Annotated in this window: 13 protein-coding genes and 1 pseudogene; 8 read left to right on the top strand and 6 right to left on the bottom strand. The window is 38.3% G+C overall.

Annotated features, from left to right (window positions below; all coding sequences use genetic code 11):
• The first annotated feature begins 21 nt into the window (after positions 1-21).
• On the top strand, positions 22-594 hold the full coding sequence (locus RCP16_RS13485) for a GNAT family N-acetyltransferase (RefSeq protein WP_308640514.1): 573 nt from the start codon (positions 22-24) through the stop codon (positions 592-594).
• Positions 595-706: 112 nt separating this feature from the next.
• Here RCP16_RS13485 and RCP16_RS13480 read toward each other — a convergent pair whose 3' ends face one another.
• Complete coding sequence (locus RCP16_RS13480) at positions 707-1483, bottom strand: sporulation protein (RefSeq protein ID WP_137222061.1); 777 nt, start codon at positions 1481-1483, stop codon at positions 707-709.
• Between the two features lie 432 nt (positions 1484-1915).
• Between RCP16_RS13480 and RCP16_RS13475 the strand changes: the two genes are divergently transcribed.
• The 3 genes from RCP16_RS13475 (at position 1916) to RCP16_RS13465 (ending at position 4455) form a co-directional block, all read left to right on the top strand.
• Positions 1916-3604, top strand: a complete 1689-nt coding sequence (locus RCP16_RS13475) for a methyl-accepting chemotaxis protein (protein ID WP_308640513.1) — start codon at positions 1916-1918, stop codon at positions 3602-3604.
• Between the two features lie 191 nt (positions 3605-3795).
• On the top strand, positions 3796-4242 hold the full coding sequence (locus tag RCP16_RS13470; protein WP_069326124.1) for a NucA/NucB deoxyribonuclease domain-containing protein: 447 nt from the start codon (positions 3796-3798) through the stop codon (positions 4240-4242).
• Positions 4243-4296: 54 nt separating this feature from the next.
• On the top strand, positions 4297-4455 hold the full coding sequence (locus RCP16_RS13465; protein WP_161594229.1) for a hypothetical protein: 159 nt from the start codon (positions 4297-4299) through the stop codon (positions 4453-4455).
• 117 nt (positions 4456-4572) lie between these two features.
• Here RCP16_RS13465 and RCP16_RS22505 read toward each other — a convergent pair.
• Positions 4573-6408: pseudogene (locus tag RCP16_RS22505) on the bottom strand (glycine betaine ABC transporter substrate-binding protein).
• The gene (locus tag RCP16_RS13450; RefSeq protein WP_069326122.1) at positions 6401-7603 is read right to left on the bottom strand and encodes a quaternary amine ABC transporter ATP-binding protein; all 1203 of its coding nucleotides are present in this window, start codon (positions 7601-7603) and stop codon (positions 6401-6403) included. Before RCP16_RS13450 ends, RCP16_RS22505 begins: the two are co-directional and overlap by 8 nt.
• A 334-nt stretch (positions 7604-7937) precedes the next feature.
• On the opposite strand from RCP16_RS13450, the gene RCP16_RS13445 reads away from it, so the two are divergent.
• The 3 genes from RCP16_RS13445 to RCP16_RS13435 all read left to right on the top strand — a co-directional run bounded on the left by RCP16_RS13445 (position 7938) and on the right by RCP16_RS13435 (position 15725).
• On the top strand, positions 7938-8492 hold the full coding sequence (locus RCP16_RS13445; RefSeq protein WP_137222065.1) for a GbsR/MarR family transcriptional regulator: 555 nt from the start codon (positions 7938-7940) through the stop codon (positions 8490-8492).
• Positions 8493-8830: 338 nt separating this feature from the next.
• Positions 8831-12061 carry a S8 family serine peptidase gene (locus RCP16_RS13440; protein ID WP_308640512.1) on the top strand — a complete coding sequence of 1077 codons (3231 nt, stop codon included), beginning with the start codon at positions 8831-8833 and terminating at the stop codon, positions 12059-12061.
• Positions 12062-12497: 436 nt separating this feature from the next.
• Positions 12498-15725, top strand: coding sequence for a S8 family serine peptidase (locus RCP16_RS13435; RefSeq protein ID WP_442789692.1), 3228 nt, complete (start codon positions 12498-12500; stop codon positions 15723-15725).
• Positions 15726-15851: 126 nt separating this feature from the next.
• Here the strand turns inward: RCP16_RS13435 and RCP16_RS13430 are convergent, their stop codons facing one another.
• From RCP16_RS13430 to RCP16_RS13420, 3 genes are read right to left on the bottom strand one after another with little or no spacing between them, the layout of a single operon-like run.
• On the bottom strand, positions 15852-16379 hold the full coding sequence (locus tag RCP16_RS13430) for a hypothetical protein (protein ID WP_137222069.1): 528 nt from the start codon (positions 16377-16379) through the stop codon (positions 15852-15854).
• A 40-nt stretch (positions 16380-16419) separates the two neighbouring features.
• A complete protein-coding gene (locus RCP16_RS13425; protein ID WP_308640510.1) occupies positions 16420-16743 on the bottom strand; it encodes a hypothetical protein in 324 nt (107 codons plus the stop codon).
• Between the two features lie 20 nt (positions 16744-16763).
• Entirely contained in the window at positions 16764-18245 is a 1482-nt protein-coding gene (locus RCP16_RS13420; protein WP_308640509.1) for an alpha-N-arabinofuranosidase, read from the bottom strand.
• A gap of 173 nt (positions 18246-18418) precedes the next feature.
• On the opposite strand from RCP16_RS13420, the gene RCP16_RS13415 reads away from it, so the two are divergent.
• Positions 18419-19372 (top strand): ArsR/SmtB family transcription factor, encoded by a 954-nt coding sequence (locus RCP16_RS13415; protein ID WP_069326117.1) that lies wholly within the window; start codon positions 18419-18421, stop codon positions 19370-19372.
• The last annotated feature ends 100 nt before the right edge of the window (positions 19373-19472 follow it).

Below are 19472 nucleotides of genomic sequence, written 5' to 3'. Positions count from 1 at the left end.
ATATAGTAAGGAATTGATGATATGAGTCTGAGAGTAGAATCACTAAAGAAACATCCGCAACAAATCAATAAAGTCAAAGAATTATATTTAAATTCGTTCCCTGCCAACGAGCGGATACCGATCAACCTTTTACTGTGGAAAGCTAAAAGAGATTTTGTAGACTTTCTTATTATGTATGAGGATGATGTATTTGTAGGATTTACGTACTTGATCACTCGTAAAGACTTAACGTATGTCTTATATATAGCTATAGACAACAATATTAGATCCAAAGGGTATGGAAGTCGTGCACTTACTCTAATTAAAGAAAAGTACCCGAATAATCGGATAATACTTAATATAGAATTTGTGGATGAGATGGCTAATAACTATGAGCAACGGTTAACGAGAAGGAAGTTCTATGTTCGTAATGGTTTTGAAGATTCAACTTTGATTTATCAAGATCGTTGGGGTCTATACGAAGTTCTGATTTATAGAGGTCAGGTGGATAAAGAAGAATTTTATGATTTACTAAAAAGATTTGCAGGTACTTTACTATTTTCAGTATTCAAACCTCATATCACTTCATCAAAAGCATTAAAAGTTATAAAGTGAAAAAAGGATGATCTACACCTGTTAGCGTAGATCATCCTTTTTGATCTCTATTGCGTATACATTATTAGCCACTTCAGAAAAATATGAAAAGAATATTTACTTCTTATACAAATTAACGACTTTGTTGAATAATTAGATTTTCTAATTGATCAGCAATATGTTCTACACCACGATTTAAGTCACTGTTGCTAAGTTCTAACCACGCATGACGCTCATCCATATCGAAAGCTTGAGCAAATAATCCACCTAGACCCCGTCCACGGCGATCGACTTCAACCAGAACTTGAAGACCATGAGGTTCTAAGCGCATCACTAATTCCAACTCTGTAATCCGGTTGCTGAATTCACGACCTGGTGTAAATTCGAATTCTTGAACAAATGGAACACCGTAACGTGAACGGGACAGGTATTCAACAGATGAGCTATGGAAATGGAATCCTAGTAATTCAGCTGCTTGAAGTACTGTTTCCATGTAAGGATGTGGATGCACTGTAATATAGTCGTGATCGGTAGGGTCAAGGCTCATACCAATATCCAATCCGGTATGCAACCATACTTTTTGACGATCCAAAGTGATCGGCGTTTGCGAAGGTAATATAAAGGAGAACGGAATTTCTAACTTTTGCCCTTTTTTGACAACCATTTCATCAGATACTTTGTATTGAGCCATGGCATACTGTACATGTTCTTTTTTCTCATCGTGTTCACGAATATACTCAGTCATCACTTTAATATAGATATTACCGACTTCTTGATCAACGTTGCCTCCTTGAATATGAACGACTCCGTTCATATCTTCATTAGGATAATACTCGGTACGTTCTAAGATGGTATCAATTTTGGCTGCGCCTACTCCTACGCGAGCAAGCATTTTGTTAAAGAATGACATTGGACATTTCCCCTTTTGGATGATGAGTAACTTATTTAGATATGAACATATACGGAAGAAATATATATTACGTTTCTTATTTCTATACTATTTTTATCGACAATTTTTGTGTAAAAGGTGATTTCTTGTATAGTCTGACTATATCTTTTTGTTTCATAATTTATAAATATAGGTATTAAGATATAGAACTAAAGTTTAATTGTTAAATAAAAAGGAGAAATGAAGTATACATATGTAATCTGTAAACGCTTATACACCTACTCATAAACTACATTTTTAGCACTAAATAAAATAATATGTCGATTTTTATCGAAAATAGGTATAAATGCTCATAAAACATATGGTGGATAACCCGATAATCTTATTATTAGCATTTCCTGAATTTGTAATTTTAAATTGTGAACAATAGATATGAAAGTAGAGTGATAAAAAATGAACATTAAACAGAAATTGTCAGGCGTATTTTCAATCATGATATTTATAGTTTTGCTTGTAGGTGCTATTGGAGGATATGAAGTTCATGTAGCTAGCAAAAATTATCAAAATTTACTTAATGACAGGGTTCAGACCATACTAGGGATTAAAGATCTAAGATACTTGGCGGGCGATCAGACCAAATATTTAAGAGGGTACTTACTTACAGGCGATACGAATCAACTGGATATGTTTAAGCAGAATAAGGAGAAATTGATTGCTGGTATCGCTACGATGCAACAGAAGCTAGCCGATGATTCTACAACGCTTAACATGTTACAAGAATTATCTGATCTAGAAACTCAATATGGCGGTATTACCGATCAACTGATTACGTACAAAGAACAAAATAATGTGGTTGCTTATACTAAAATGGTCCAAGAGCAATGTGTACCGATGGCATTATCTTTAGCAGACAAAGCGCAACAGATGGAAGAATACCATTCTAATCTATTAAAAGAAGCACAAGCTGAAACCAATAGTGATGCTAATGTAACACTCTATACATTGATGGTTGTTAGTGTTATTGCTGTTATTGTAGGAATAGTCATTGCATACTTTGTGATTCGCATGTTCTCCAAACCTATTGCTCTTGTAGCTGAAGGTGCCAAAGAAATTGCACAGGGGAACTTAACGATTGAGGATCTTCAGATTTCAAGCAAAGACGAATTGGGTCAAATGGCTAATTCATTTAATGAAATGAAGAATAATTTACGTGGTTTGATGCAAGTGATTGGTTCAAGTGCAGAACAAATGGCAGCCGCTTCTGAAGAATTAACAGCAACTTCTGAAGAATCAGTGAAAACAGCTGACGAAGCTACGATTACGGTCAAAGGCATTTCATCTTCAGCAGGACTTCAATTACAACAAGTGATGGACAACCAACAATTGTTAGAAAAAAATACAGATAATATTTATCGTATAGCTGAATCAGTGGCATTAGTTGCAGATTCTTCAAGCAAAGCATTAAGTGATGTTGAACATGGAGAAAGCAATGTAGAACAAACAGTGCTACAAATGAAAAATGTAGATCAGACCGTACAAGCGACAGCAACAGCATTGTATGAGTTAGCAGAACAGTCTAAAGAAATCGCTACGATTGTACAAGTGATTCGTGATATTGCAGGACAGACTAACCTTCTTTCTCTTAATGCTTCTATTGAAGCTGCTCGTGCAGGTGAACATGGACTTGGATTCGCTGTTGTAGCAAGTGAAGTGAAAAAATTATCTGAATATTCTAATGATTCTGCTAGACAGATCAATGACAAAATCGAAGATATTATTCAAAGAACGTCACATGCTGTAACCAAAATGGAAGAAGGCGCCAAAGAAGTACAAAGCGGTACCAAAGCAGTACAGCAAATGGGAGAGATTTTCCATAATGTACACAGTGCAATCCAGTTGGTAACAGAGCAAGTAAAAGAAGTTTCTACTGCTTCGAATCAAATTTCATCCAGTTCATCCAAAATTTTGGATTCTGAACGTCAAATTGCAGGTCTTTCTCAACAAATCACTTCAGATTCAAAAGAAGCGACTCAAGCATCTACTATTCAGTTAGAGTCTATGCGCGAAATCTCGAATGCTGCTGAATCATTAAGTCATTTATCGATGGATTTGCAGACAGAAGTTTCGAAATTCCGTGTTTAAGTCAAATCTTCATTCATTCGTCTGATTGAATTTAATACAAAATTCTTCTATATAGAGGATGAGCTGATGATTTCCGGTTCGTCTTTTGTATAGAAGAATTTTGTATTTTTTTGTATATTGAAACGTCTGTTCCTATTTAGGGAGACAGCAGGTTATAATAAAGAATGAGTACGATAGGAGGAACTTAATCGATGTCTTCTAAAAAAATATGGGGATTTGTGGTTACTGCTATTCTAGCAGGGGTTATTTATCTAGTGAATGGACAAGTGGATCTTGGCAATATATTGAATCCCAATCAAGCGTCTAATGGACAAGCCGATTATACCCTTGTTGTGCCTGCTGATCGCTATCCCAAAACAGCCGCTCATATCAAAGACGCTATCGCAGAAGGACATTCTGCGATCTGTACCATAGACCGTGGAGGCGCCAAAGCAAATAGACAGTTATCTTTACGAGGAATAGCTACCAAAAAAGGCTATGATCGAGATGAGTGGCCGATGGCGATGTGTCAAGAAGGTGGAGAAGGGGCAGATATCCGTTATATCAAACCTTCAGATAATCGAGGCGCAGGTTCATGGATAGGTAACCAATTAGACAATTATTCGGATGGCACAAGGGTATTATTTGAGGTAAAATAAGATAAGGATTGATTAAAAATTCGTTATTGAAAATTTATAAAGGAGGAATACCTGATGGGAACTTCTATTTTGCCGGCTGTGTTGCCTTTATTTATGGAATTTAATGCACACACACCTTACATTTTATTGTATGCAGTAATGATAGTGGTAGCATGTATTGCTTTTGGATTGTGGGTTAAAAAACTTAACGATACCAAAGATGATCCAGAATAAGCTTTAACTTATGTATACTGCTATAGTTAGGCATTAAAAAAGCTATCTTTGAAATCACTGACGATTTCAAAGATAGCTTTTTTTGTATTTCTATTTAAATTCTATGAAAGATAAAGATTATTTAGTAGCTGCTTGAGGCTGCAAATCTTGAATCGAATCCACATTTACATATTTAGGAACAACAAGTCCTACTTTAACACCGGTCATACTAGGGCCGAGGTCATCCAGTTTGGCTTTGTATTTTTCCCAATAGTCAGCATGGGTAAGTGGTAACCAAGCTGCTACGGTAGCATCTGCATCGCCATTAGCAACACCGGTAAACATAGGGCCTGCTTCTACTTGCAAAGCAGTTACTTTGTAACCGAGTTGAGTTTCTAAAATGTATTTTATTAGGTTCGTACTGGCAATTTCAGAATCCCACGCTACATAGCTTAATGTAAGTGTATTGCCATTTACTTTTTTCAAGCCTTTGGTCCATTCAGCAACACGGTCAGGATGAGCTTCAGCCCAATCTTTAGCCGCTACAGCAGAATCAGTACCCGCTTGAATAGCTACCATCATTTCGCCCATTTCATCAGAAGACCATTCAAAACGGTCTAAAAATTGATAAGCGGTTGGATCGTCTTTTTGTAATCCTTTACGAGCAAGCGTATGAATTTCTTCAGCATCTCCGTAAGATTTCTTCGGATCTTCTAAATATTTAAGATCGTATTTACTAAACATCCAGTGTGGTGTCCAACCTGTAATGATAATAGGTTCTTCATTTTTGATTGCTTTATCCAGTGTTGCTGTCATCGCTGCACTAGAACCTTCAACCAATGTCCAGTCTGTTAATTTATAATCTTCGATAGCTTTGCGTGTAGCTTTCATTATGCCTGCGCCTGCATCGATACCGATAATCTGGTAACCGACTTGATCGCCAATAGCGTCAGAGCTATTGGTTGTTTTACTGCCCGGGAACGATGGAAATGGTTGACGGTTCGGGTTACAGGCAGAAATGATCATGATCAATATAATACAGGAGAAAAGCAGCAAGTTTTTATGCTTTTTCATGCGTATAATTCGCCCCTTTAATCAATATTTTCAAATGTTGCTAGAGTATACAGTTAGTTACTATTAAGCGCGTTGTTTGCGTCCACCTTTGAATAAGCTCTGAGAAAGACGGTCAAGTACAATAGCAAGAACAACAACAGCTAGACCTGCTTCGAAACCTTCACCAATTTTGAGCTGTCCAACGGCACGATATACAACAGCACCGATACCTTGTGCACCAATCATAGATGCGATAACAACCATAGATAGAGATAACATAATCGTTTGGTTAATACCTGCCATAATCGTTGGTAAAGCAAGTGGTAATTGAACTTTAAATAATTTCTGTCCACCGGTTGACCCAAATGCGTCAGCCGCTTCAACTAATTCTTCCGATACTTGTCTAATTCCCAAATGGGTTAAACGAATTGTTGGTGGAATAGCGAAAATAACAGATGCGACTACACCAGGTACAACACCTAGACTGAAGAAAGTTACAGCCGGTAATAAGTATACAAATGCTGGCATGGTCTGCATAAAATCAAGTAATGGTGTAATAATTTGTGCAGCTAATTTGCTAGAACCACACATAATACCGAGTGGAACACCGATCAAGATTGAGATTAGAGCAGAAGTGATAACAAGACCTAATGTGTTCATGGTTTCTGTCCAATATCCCAAGTTGTAGATTAATAAAAATCCAAGTGCTGAGAATATGGCGAGCGACCATCTATTCGCGATATACCCGAGAATACCGATAATAATGACGAATAAGAATGGGTGTGGCAACATAAAGAAATACGTAAAAATATCGACGACATAACTGATGATGTTAGATACGCCTTTGAAAAATCCTGCCCAGTGCAGGCTCAGCCAATCTACTAACGTTTGTATCCATTGTGCTAAAGGAATCTTAGGCATACTCATTCACCTCTCCATTATCTACTTCGCCGGCAAGTGCACCGAGTAATGCTCCACGGATCAATACACCTGTTAAGCGATCACGTTCATCTACAACAGCAACAGGCAATTTAGCTGTGCTGACTAATTCAAATAGTTCATTCAACATACGTTCTGGTTCTACTTGAGGCACATCACGAATTAAGATGTCTTCAAGTTTTTGTTGTGTTTTCATTGCGGTAACAGCATCTTCTGCGGTAATAATACCGAGTAGTTTTTTGGAACGATCAATAACGAATAGATTAGATACACCGCGTTCACGCATCAATTCAAGTGCTACACGAGGTCCACGATCCAATGTGATCGTCTCAGGTCTGCGCATCACATGAGCAGCAGTTAATACTTTAGACAAATCAACATCTTCTACAAAGCGTGCAACATAAGAGTTAGCAGGTTGGATCATGATTTCTTCCGGTGTACCGATTTGGACAACAGCACCATCTTTCATCAGTGCAATACGATCACCGATACGAAGAGCTTCATCTAGATCATGCGTAATAAAGATGATTGTTTTTTTCATTTTATCTTGTAATTCAAGCAATTCATCTTGCATATCACGGCGAATCAGTGGATCAAGTGCACTAAATGCTTCATCCATTAAAAGAACTTCAGGATCATTCGCTAGAGCGCGTGCTAGGCCGACACGTTGTTGCATACCACCACTAAGTTCGTCAGGCATTTTCGTTTCCCAGCCTTTAAGACCTACTAACTCAAGCGACGTTTCTGCTTTGGTACGACGTTCAGCTTTAGCTACTTTTTGAATCTCAAGTCCGTACTCCACATTTTCGAGAACACTACGATGAGGGAATAGAGCGAATTTTTGAAAGACCATACTGATTGTTTTGCGACGCACATTGCGAAGTTGTTCTTTATTCATTTTGCGAAGATCTTTACCATTGACTAGAATTTCACCAGAGGTAGGTTCGATCAGGCGATTGAACATACGTACTAATGTAGATTTACCACTACCAGACAATCCCATGATTACGAAGATTTCGCCTTCTTCAATCTCCATATTGACACGATTGACACCAACAGTAATCTGTTTTTCTTTAGCCATTTTTTCTTTTGTCCAACCTTGATCCAATAATTTTGCATTTTGTTCTGCGTTTGGACCGAACAACTTACTTACATTTTTGATTTCTAAAATAGACACTATTTGTCACCCCTTTTATATAGTAGGAAGATAAAGATGAAAAACATTATACTTACAGAAAATAAATGATTATTTTCATCATTTGCAAACCGACGAGATTCATTGTAACAAATATAAGTTTGCAAATCAACCGTAAAACCCGTATATTTAGTATGTACAGAAAAAACTGTACAGAAAGTTTATAAGGAATACTTTAATATACGCTCATATTCTCAGTCATACTATTCATTTTGAGACTTTACTTTTGAGATTATCTTTTTTAAAATGATTTAAGAAAACATAATATCCAGATCATAAAGAATAAACTGTATATATAGAATAGGAGTGTGCAAGCATGAGCTTGGACCAATTAAATGAATCACAGCAAGAGGCAGTAGAAAAAGTAAGAAAACGTGTTATCGAAGTCATCGGACGTAATATGGATCTATATGGAGTAACATTATCTACAGGACATTTATATGGAATGTTGTTTTTTGCAGACAAACCTATGACTTTAGATGATATGGGTACTGAAATGGCGATGAGTAAAACAAGCATGAGTACAGGTATCCGTAATTTGCTAGATTTACGTATGGTTAATAAAGTCTGGGAAAAAGGGTCACGTAAAGACTTATATGAAGTCGAATATGACTGGTATCAGACATTTACTGATTTTTTCGCTATCAAATGGCGCAAATCGGTTGAAAGTAATATTTTGGTGTTACGCAAATCGGTCAAAGAAATCGATAAATTGATTGTTGATCTCGATAGTGAGTCACCAGCGACCCAAGTATTGATGAAAGATAAAGAGAAAATGGAAGAAGCAGTACGTTATTATATGTGGTTAGATCGTCTGATTGATCTTATGGAAGAAGGACAAATTTTCGATTTTGTACCTAAAGAAGAATAGAATCGTACCCTATAAAATAGAACCACTTTCGCCTGTCATAAGGTAGAAGTGGTTTTTTGTTCCAATAAAAGTAATAACTATTTCATTTCACCAGAATATGATTATTAAAAGCGTATATTTTAATTATAACTATCAAAATAGGATAAATAGTTCTATATTGGGTCTAGTCGATCACTACATCTTAATGATAATATAGCTTTGTATTACAAAATTAGCATAATGAACAGTGAAGTATTCTGTATTTATGAAGTCGTCATTACCTATTACTTATGTATGTCAAACGATTGTTAGAGAAAGAAAACGATTTGAATTTTAGTCATCGAAAAGAGGGATATCATTTGAATAAAGTCAAAGCTATGCGTACATGTTCTATGATCACATTAACAGCCTTGCTTACAGTAAGTACCTTGTTATCGCCAAATCGTTCTTTTGCTGCTGAAGAAGGTACCATCACATCTCCTTATGAATTAACATCAACAGCGAATGCATCATTATTACATTCATCTGCGAATACAGCTCCTATCATTTCACGGCATATCAATCTCAAATCCAGCCAAATCATTCGAGTGATTGTCCAGCTTAATAATGAACCTGTTGCAGTGGGGCGATATGAAGCAGATCAAGCAGTACAAGGATTCACTACTCAATCGATAGAAGATTCGCAAGTGATGGCTTCTACAGCAACAACGATAGATTCACAACAGTCTACTTTTACCAATGCCGCCAAAGCTAAAGGGATTAAGATGACAGTGAATTATCGTTATAACACTGTACTCAACGGGATGGAGCTTTCGATACCTGCTAATCAAATTTCGACTCTAGCTGAGATTCCGGGTATCAAATCTATTTATGAAAATAATAATTATTATACGATTCCTGTACAGGAACCAGCTACACTCACTGCAACCAGTGCTACATATGATGCTTCACCACTCAACCTAATCGGTGCTCCGATGGCCTGGCAAAAAGGGTTAACTGGTAAAGGTGTCAAAGTCGGCGTGATCGATACCGGGATAGATTATGAACATCCAGATTTGAAAGGCGCTTATAAAGGGGGTTATGATTCTGTTCACCATGATAATGACCCTTATGAAGATCCACCGTTATCTGTACAAGATGATCCTCAAGGATTGGGATTTGCAGGAACATCTCATGGTACCCATGTATCCGGTACAATCGTAGGGCAAGCGGCGAATAAAACAAGCGAAATTGCGCAAAAAGGAGTCGCTTATGATGCAGAACTTCATGTCTACAAAGTATTAGGACGTGACTCGCAGACAGGGCGTTCTACAGGTACGACAGCGCAAATTATTGACGGTATCGAACATGCAGTTAAAGATGGTATGGATGTTATTAATTTGTCGTTAGGAACAGACGCAGACAAAGATGTGAATTCACCAGATGTGATTGCTATTAATAATGCTGTATTAAGCGGTGTTGTTGTGGTGGTTGCGAACGGAAATGCAGCTGCTCCAGGTTCCTATTACTATTCTTTAGGTTCTCCAGCTACTTCGCCATTGGCGATTTCAGTAGGTGCTTCAACTGTTCCGGGTACTCAATATCAAGCATCGGTTACAGCTTCTGTGTATGATGCTGATTCGGTGAGTCAAGATACGTATGCACAAAGTTATCCGTTACAGGCGATCGCATGGCGCACCCAGCAAGATGATTTTGCTCAATATTTGGGAGATACGTTGTATCAAGGAGTATATGTAGGCTTAGGATTGGATGATGATTATAAAGGCAAAGATGTACAAAATAAAGTGGTATTGATCTCACGTGGAGGTTCTAAATTCACAGATAAAATAACCCTTGCCAAATCTAAAGGAGCCAAAGCGGTTATTATTTTCAATGGAGATGCTCAAATCAATGATTCTACTCAAGCTGACTTATCCGAACATATAGCAGGGCGAGATGGAAATATTGGAAGCGGAGCTTATATTGGAGATGGTTATCCTTATATTCCAAGCTTTGATATGGCAGGTGAAGCAGGACGTGCCTTAGCAAGAAAAGCTATACAATCTCCTACAACGCCATTAACATTTACATTCGGAAAGCAATATCCCAAAACATCTTCTATTGGAGATACTATCGCTGATTTTAGTTCCCGTGGACCGAATCAAGATGGATTGCTCGGGATCAAGCCTGATTTTGTGGCTCCAGGAACGAATATTGAATCAACATTCCCGGCATATGGCAAATTAATTAAAGATGCTTCGTATAAAGAAGCTTATTTACGACAAAATGGAACGAGCATGGCTAGTCCTCATGTGGCTGGTCTAGCGGCTTTGTTAAAACAGGAGCATCCTGACTGGACTCCATTTGATATTCGAGCAATTCTAGCCAACACAGCCAAGCCGCTTAAAGATGAAAAAGGCACTTTATATGACGTCTATTCTCAAGGAAGTGGACGTGTAAATGTAATCGATGCTGTCTATTCACCAGCTGTGCTTGAAACCGTAGAACCGATTACAATTTTGGATAAAGAATTGAAAAAGAAAACAGTGACCAACTATGGTTCTTCTGCTGCTTTTGGCGTAGTTGCGGCAGGTGGAGTAGAACAGTCCAAAACATTGCAAATTAAAAATACATCGACCACGAGTATACAATATCAAGCGACTGTACACATGAATCCAAGCGTGACATCAGATCCTTATCAACCTGTAGCAACGCCAGATGTAAGTCATATTGCAGCACGGTTAAAAGGAGTAAATCCAGACGGCTCTATTCTGGTTAGTGGGCAATCGACTAAATCGTTTGCTTTAGCTGTTCAACCGGATACTACTGCTGTAACAGGAGAATATGAAGGCGATGTGGTATTAACAGCTAATGGTTATCCTACATTGCATCTACCATTCGTTCTCCATGTAGGAACCAATCTTCCTGATGCTGGATTAGGACTACAAGAAGTGACGTTAAGTGATCGAGACATTCGTTTAGATGGAAAAAAAGATGCTATAGATATTGGTTTTCACTTAACAGCTACCGATTCCAATGTCATGGAATTAAATGTGTATGATATGAATGATGTTGCTCAAGGAACACTGGCACAAGTCGTTCAACCGGTTACTGATGAGGGATACCCATTATTTAAGCCAGGGTATTATAACTTTAACGATATAGATAATGTCGTGATGGTATCTGACAATAACGGAACTTCTCTCAAAGCACTCCCGCCGGGACAATACAAATTAGAACTGGCTGTATATCATGTGAATCCGCAGGGGGTGACAGATCCTAACTCTGTTCATCCTGCTTACACCTCTTATCGCATTACAGGTACGGAGAAAGATCGAATCCATACCGCCGCAAAACCGTTCCATTATATTTTGGATGGACAAAATAAGATCGGTAAACCCATGATTGCACTAAATGATACAGAACGGATCACCTACAAAGTATTATCTACAAATGATGCCAAATATGTAGATAATACTGGAACACTTTTGAAGTATCCTGCTTCTGGTTCGCGTATCGTAAAATTAAATATTCAGATTCGTTCAGTAGCAGATCCTACTGTCCAGACAACGGTCAAAGCATTAGTCAAAATTAAAGCACCTGCAAAATAATGAAAAAATATCGATCTAAATAGTAAACAAAAAAGAACCTTTCACAATAGATACTATCCAACCTGCGGGTAAGGTAGTACTATAGGAGAGGTTCTTTTTTTATTCCATTTAATGTAATATATATTATAAATTTGGTTAAAGATTGATAAAAATTCATTATTTCATTATAACTAACGCAAATTTTCTCTATAGATGGATAAAATATCTAGCCACTGGTTAATTCAGGTGGTAATATAACTTTATGTTACAAAATCTTCCTCACATTCTCATTAAAGGAGGTTACTATAGCTTACACTTAAAGTAAGATGTTAACGGTTTAATTCTGGGGCTACCTTTTAGTTCGGTAAAAAATCATTATACACACTATCTAACTTAACGAAACGAGGGAAATCATTTGACGAAGTTACACGTTATCCGTAAATTTTCGGTTGTTTCCATGGCAGCTGTTCTAGCTGTAGGTACTTTATTATCGCCAACTGCTTCTTTCGCAGCTGAAGCAGGTACAGCAACATCTCCGTACGAAATAGGACGCAATCTACCGACAGTGTTGCTTAATCAGACTTCAAACGAAGCACCTGTTATTTCGCCTAAATTAAATGTGACTTCTAGTAAAGTGGTACGCGTTATCGTGCAATTATCTAATCAACCGGTTGCTATAGGTCAATATGCTGCTGAAGCAGGCGTACGTAGCTTTGCTACAGAATCTACAGAAACAGCAATTGATTCTCAACAATCTGCTATTGTGAATGCAGCCAAAGCGCAAGGTATTTTGCTTAAAGTCAATTATCGCTACAATACGGTACTTAACGGTATGGAAGTATCGATTCCAGCGAATCAAATTCCCAAGTTGGCTGAATTGCCAGGTGTAAAGTCTATTTATGAGAATAGTGTGTATTACACGATTCCTGTACAAGATCCTCCTTCGCTTACAGCAACAGCAGCTACATATGATGCTTCTCCTTTGAACTTAATTGGTGCACCTGTGGCTTGGCAAAAAGGATTAACAGGTAAAGGTGTTAAAGTGGGCGTTATCGATACAGGTGTTGATTATGAACATCCTGATTTGAAAGGTGCTTATAAAGGCGGATACGATTCATTTGAAAAAGATAACGATCCGTACGAAGAGCCACCTATCGCTATTGAAGACGATCCGTACGGTACAGGATTTGCCGGTACATCGCATGGTACTCACGTATCAGGAACGATTGTAGGTCGTGCAGCGAACAAAACAAGTGATATCGTACAAAAAGGGATCGCTTATGATGCAGATCTTTATGTATACAAAGTATTGGGACGTAACGCAGAGACAGGACGTTCTTCCGGTTCTTCCGCACAGGTTATTGATGGAATCGAACGTGCGGTTAAAGACGGTATGGATGTTATCAACTTATCTCTAGGTTCTGATGCTGAGAAAGATGTCAACTCACCAGACGTTATCGCAATCAACAATGCTGTGCTCAGTGGAGTTGTAGCCGTTATTGCAAATGGTAATGCAGCCAAACAAGGATATTACTACTATTCTATGGGTTCACCTGCATCTTCCCAATTGGCTATTTCTGTAGGAGCTTCTACTATTCCTACCAAACAGTTTGCTTCAACCGTAACGGCTTCGGTATACAGTAGTGAAGCTGCTGCGACAGCAGAGGCAGTCAGTGCTGCGGCAGTTAATTATCACAATGCAAATGAGACAACAACGGTAACAGCAGATGCTTATGGTCAATCGTATGGATTGAACTTAATGGCTTGGCGTACAGGAAACGAAGACTTCCAAAGAGTTCTAGGTACTTCTCCATTAGATGGAGTGTATGTAGGATTGGGTCTAGTGGGTGACTACAAAGGCAAAGATGTGAAAAACAAAGTGGTTTTGATCTCGCGTGGTAGTGCAACATTCGTAGACAAAATCAAAGTAGCTAAAGACAATGGAGCCAAAGCAGCTATCATTTTCAACGGTAATGTTAAAGCTTCCAATCCGTTAGAAGCTGACTTGTCTGAAAGTGTGGTTGGACGTGATGGTCCAATCGGTTCGAGCGCATTCTTAGGGGATGGATTCGAATATATTCCAACATTTGATATGGCAGGTAAAGAAGGACGTGCTTTAGCTAAAGAAGCATTGAAATCTTCTGCGGATGCATTAACATTCAAATTCGGAAGCAGCTATCCAAAAACAGAACAACGTGGCGACACGATGGCTGATTTCAGTTCACGTGGTCCTAACCAAGATGGACTTCTAGGTATTAAACCTGATCTAGTGGCTCCAGGTGTAAGTATTGAATCTACAATTCCTGCTTACGGTAAATTTATCAAAGATGCTTCTTATGCTGAAGCATACACGCGTCAAAACGGAACAAGTATGGCAAGCCCGCATATTGCAGGTCTAGCTGTATTACTGAAACAAGAACATCCGGATTGGACACCATTTGATATTCGCGCAGCATTGGTGAATACAGCAGATGTGATCAAAGATGAGAATGATACACAGTACGATGTCTATTCTCAAGGTGCTGGACGTGCCAATGTAGCATCAGCAGTCTACTCTCCAGCATTATTGGAAACGGTAGAATCGATTGTTATTTTGGATAAAAACTTGAATAAGAAAACAGTGACTAACTATGGTTCTTCCGCTGCATTTGGCGTATTAAAACCAGGTAGTGCAGAACAAACGAAAAAATTACAATTGAAAAACACTTCTGCTTTAACAGTGTCTTACAAAGCAAGTATCCAATTGCATGCTGATGTCACTTCTGATCCTTACAATCCGACTTCAACACCGGATGTAAGTAATATCAGTGCTACACTTAAAGGATTGGATGCTAATGGTTCGATCTTGCTAGGTGGCAACTCAACCAAAGAATTCTCATTAGCCGTCAAACCGAACGCTGCTGCGGCAACAGGGCCTTATGAAGGTGAAGTGGTATTAACAGCTAATGGTTATCCTACATTGCATTTACCATTTGTATTGCATGTAGGTACTGAATTACCAGATACAGGCTTAGGTATTCAAGAAGTGACAGTAAGCAATACCAATATTCGTTTGGATGGCAAACAAGATGTAACAGATGTAGGTTTCCATTTAACGTCGCAAGATTCTAATGTTATTGAATTGAACGTGTATGGTCTGGACGATGAGCTTAGAGGAACAGCCGCTCAATATGTTCAATCTCCAACTGAAGAAGGTTATCCTTTATTTGACCCGGGATACTACCAGTTCAATGATATTGATAATGTAGTCATGGCTTCAGCTAATGGTACCGTTTCTCTCAAAGCATTAGAGCCAGGAACGTACAAATTGCAATTGGCTGCATACAATGTTTCTCCAACAGGTGCAGTAGATAGCAACTCGATTCATACATCTTCTGCTCAATACCGTATTGTAGGTACAGAGAAAACACGTATTGCTACAGCGAAAAAACCATTTAACTACATTATTGATGGTAACAATGTTCTTGGACAATCTGTGATTACATTGCCAAACGATAATCGTCTAGATTATAAAGTATTGTCTAGCGATGATCTGAAATATGTAGATAACAAAGGTGTATTGATTAAGTATCCAGCTTCTGGATCACGTATGACTCGATTGAAAATCCAAATCACTTCGGTAACAGATCCAACAGCAACGGTTACTGTAAATGCCTTGGTAAAAATTACGACTCCTAAAAAGTAACACTGAATAAAAGGGTACACACCTGATTAACCCGATCATAAGTAACAAAAAAGACGCTCAAGCTAATATAGCTGAGCGTCTTTTTTTGATGTGAATAACATCATTATTCATATCATAGGGGATAGACTAGGAAGCAGTCACACCTAATTGACGATACAACAGTTGTTGTTGTTTTAAAGCTTCTTGGTATTTAGGATGATCTTCTTGCTCCAGCATAAATAATAGATCATCATGGAAATCTTGAATCATATATCCTTCAGGCAAATCTTCAAATAGACTATGGAAATCCATCACAGGCAAATCAAGCTTTCCTTGAGATGCTTGTTCCATCCAATGAATCCAATCTCCTAATGTCAGAACATTGGTCATCCACAAGTCTTCCTGTAAGCTGATACAGTCTTGCAACACTTCATATACATCCGGTTCAGCAAAGCGGCGAGAAGCTTCTACAGATAGCTCATATAGTGATTGAGCAGCAGCATAAGCTTCTACACCCAATGAATGTTCGAGATGATTGAAATAGTCTTCGACTGCAATCTCGTGACCATCATCATAAAGCAGTGGCACGACTGCCCATTGATGCAAAATATCAGTTAGCGTATCGTCATTAATAATACCTTCAACATATAATTGTTCGATTTGATGTGTTGTCATGTATAGACCTCCAAAAATTCAATACGGGTTATCGTAGTACTTAACCATTCCCGTTTGCATTATACCTTAGAATGTCTGACAACACATCTTCTTTTTCCCATTGCGATCCATAGGGAGAAGGGCAATAAGAGGCAGATAAACGTGTACGGATATGCACAAGGCAGCCACAATGTTTGCACGTTGTCCCATATTGTAAAGAAGGACAAGACAAGCAAGTGTTCATTCGTGCTTGCTGTACAGACTCTGGTGTTAACTCATGAGGCTGTTTATGTTGAATAGCGATAGCGACCAATTGTTCAATCTTTTCGTCAGACAGTTGAGGGCTACGGTTACAACCTTTACATCCATGATTGATTGCTGGCATTAGGGTGACCGTCCTCTCTGTTAGATCAACGTAATCGCTGCGACAGAAGCCGCTGGAAGTTCGAATGTTAATGTACCGTCTTTGGCAAAAGAGACTTCCAAAGCAACCGGAGTGATTTGCTCTGGATGTTCAAATGTATTATGTGTATTGAGAGTAGAAGCCGTTAATACTTTGCCTTGAATATCTGAAGGGGTAAAGCCTTCTATGCGACAAGAGAACGATTCGCTTTCGTTATGACTCAAGTTACAGATCGTCAGGTGAACACGATTTAGATGGTCTTTGGAAGCCGCTGCACTGATTTTGTCTATAGATTGAGCACCCATCGTGTATTTAGGGCTTGTATACTGCAAGTCTAGTCTTTGGCTATCCTGATGTACTTGATACATATTAAATACATGATATGTCGGAGTTAAGATGAGCTGATCGCCTTCTGTCAAAATCATTGCTTGTAGCACATTCACCATCTGTGCAATATTTGCCATTTTGATCCGATCTGCATATTTATAAAATAAGTTTAAGTTCACACCTGCGATAATCGCATCACGTAATGTATTTTGCTGATATAAAAAGCCCGGGTTAGTTCCTGGTTCTACATCTGTCCAGATTCCCCATTCATCGATAATCATACCGACTTTTTTCTCAGGATCGTATTTATCCATAATTTTGGAATGTTTAATAATCAATTCTTCCATATATAATGTATTTTTGAGCGTTGTAAACCATTCTTCTTCTGTAAAATCAGTTGCCGAACCTTTACTGGATGTCCAATCACCTGAAGGAAGCGTGTAATAGTGTAAGCTCAATCCGTTCATTAAATGTCCAGCTTCACGCATCAATACTTCTGTCCAGTGGTAATCATCATTATTTGCTCCACAAGCGATCTTATAAATTTGATTATCTCCATAGTTACGAACATACGTAGAATAGTGTCTGTAGAGGTCAGCATAATATTCAGGGCGCATATTACCACCACAACCCCAGTTCTCATTACCCACACCAAAATAAGTTAATGTCCACGGTTCTTCCTGACCGTTCTGTTTGCGCCAGTCTGCCATTGGAGATTGCCCATCCAAAGTCATATATTCAACCCATTGTTGCATCTCATGAACCGTACCACTGCCCACATTTCCACTGATATAAGGTTCAGTCTCAAGCAACTCACATAATCGTAGAAATTCATGAGTACCAAAGTGGTTGTTTTCTTCTACGCCACCCCAGTTGTTGTTTACCATACGAGCACGTTGCTCTGTAGGACCGACTCCATCTTTCCAATGATACTCATCTGCAAAACAGCCCCCTGGCCAGCGTAGAACAGGAATATGAAGCTTACGTAACGCTTCTATCACATCGGTACGCATGCCTTCTACATTGGGGATCGGTGAATCTTTTCCTACCCAGATACCTTCATAAATACAACGACCTAGATGTTCAGCAAATTGTCCGTGGATATGCCGACTGATTTTCCCTGTGATATCTTGAATATTCATATTCATGTTAATCATATATATATACCTCCTTGATATCGCTTACATGACGATAATAACACGTTTTTTGATAATATATAATATAATTTTACGACATAAATAGAATAACGTTTGTATTTTTATTAACATAACGATATAGTGGAAAGGTATTGGTTTACGTTACACACATTTGGTATTGGAGGAGCCTGAATATGAATCTGGATATTTCGGATAAATCATTGCCTGTGTATGAAGCACTCGCAAGCAGTGTAAGGCACAAAATCATTCAATTACTTGCTATACGACCTATGAATATTCGTGAATTAGCGGAAGCAGTAAGTTTAACCAGTGCCATCGTCTCTATGCATGTCAAAAAGCTAGAGAAAGCAGGAATTATTTCAACAAGTATGCAACCCGGTAAAGGGGGCGTACAAAAAATATGTTCACTTCAAGTGGAAGAAGCACAAATTATTTTTCCTAATAAAGTAGAGCATTTACGTCAATACCATGAAAGTGAAATTTCAATCGGACATTATACAGACCTTAAAGTAGAACCAACTTGTGGCTTAGCTTCAGCTGAAAAGTTTATCGGGCAAGTAGACGATACTCGTTATTTTTTCGATGCTGAACGTTTTCAAGCCAAAATTCTGTGGTTTAGTGAAGGATTTATTGAATATAAAATTCCTAACTTTTTGCTGTCTACCGAAAATCCATTAGAATTGTTAGTATCGCTTGAGATTTCGTCAGAAGCGCCTTTGACAGATAATCGTTTTCCTTCAGACATTACTTTCTATTTGAATGAAGTGAAATTAGGAACGTGGACAAGTCCGGGTGATTATGGAGACAAGCGTGGTAAGTACAATCCGCAATGGTGGCCGGATATTGTCAATCAATATGGACTACTCAAACATCTGACTGTATCTAGAGATGGTACATATATGGATGGGCAGAAATTATCTGATGTGAATCTGGATCAGGTCAATGTACGCGATCGTCAGTGGACATTACGTATCGCAGTCGATCCTTCGTCTGAGCATGTCGGCGGGTTAACACTGTTTGGTAGAGGATTTGGTAACTATAATCAGGATATCGTATTCCGGTTGTATTATGACAAATTAATTCATTCTGCTAATGCTAGTGCACGTGAAGCAGAATCACAATCTTAATGCAGTGCATACCAAAAAACGGCTAAGAGAATAATCTCTAGCCGTTTTTTGGTATGGTTTAGTTTTTGGATAAGATTTAGATAAAAGTAAAAAAGGGATA

It is taken from the genome of Paenibacillus nuruki (genome assembly GCF_963311185.1).
Taxonomy (GTDB): domain Bacteria; phylum Bacillota; class Bacilli; order Paenibacillales; family Paenibacillaceae; genus Saccharibacillus; species Saccharibacillus nuruki.
Note: the sequence above shows the minus strand (reverse complement) of the source record. Positions and strands in the feature narration are given on the sequence as shown.

Excerpts from the sequence above, each read along its gene's own strand:
- RCP16_RS13485 (WP_308640514.1), top strand. The coding sequence starts at position 22 with ATGAGTCTGAGAGTAGAATCACTAAAGAAACATCCGCAACAAATCAAT.
- RCP16_RS13480 (WP_137222061.1), bottom strand. The coding sequence starts at position 1,483 with ATGTCATTCTTTAACAAAATGCTTGCTCGCGTAGGAGTAGGCGCAGCC.
- RCP16_RS13475 (WP_308640513.1), top strand. The coding sequence starts at position 1,916 with ATGAACATTAAACAGAAATTGTCAGGCGTATTTTCAATCATGATATTT.
- RCP16_RS13470 (WP_069326124.1), top strand. The coding sequence starts at position 3,796 with ATGTCTTCTAAAAAAATATGGGGATTTGTGGTTACTGCTATTCTAGCA.
- RCP16_RS13465 (WP_161594229.1), top strand. The coding sequence starts at position 4,297 with ATGGGAACTTCTATTTTGCCGGCTGTGTTGCCTTTATTTATGGAATTT.
- RCP16_RS13445 (WP_137222065.1), top strand. The coding sequence starts at position 7,938 with ATGAGCTTGGACCAATTAAATGAATCACAGCAAGAGGCAGTAGAAAAA.
- RCP16_RS13435 (WP_442789692.1), top strand. The coding sequence starts at position 12,498 with ATGGCAGCTGTTCTAGCTGTAGGTACTTTATTATCGCCAACTGCTTCT.
- RCP16_RS13430 (WP_137222069.1), bottom strand. The coding sequence starts at position 16,379 with ATGACAACACATCAAATCGAACAATTATATGTTGAAGGTATTATTAAT.
- RCP16_RS13425 (WP_308640510.1), bottom strand. The coding sequence starts at position 16,743 with ATGCCAGCAATCAATCATGGATGTAAAGGTTGTAACCGTAGCCCTCAA.
- RCP16_RS13420 (WP_308640509.1), bottom strand. The coding sequence starts at position 18,245 with ATGATTAACATGAATATGAATATTCAAGATATCACAGGGAAAATCAGT.
- RCP16_RS13415 (WP_069326117.1), top strand. The coding sequence starts at position 18,419 with ATGAATCTGGATATTTCGGATAAATCATTGCCTGTGTATGAAGCACTC.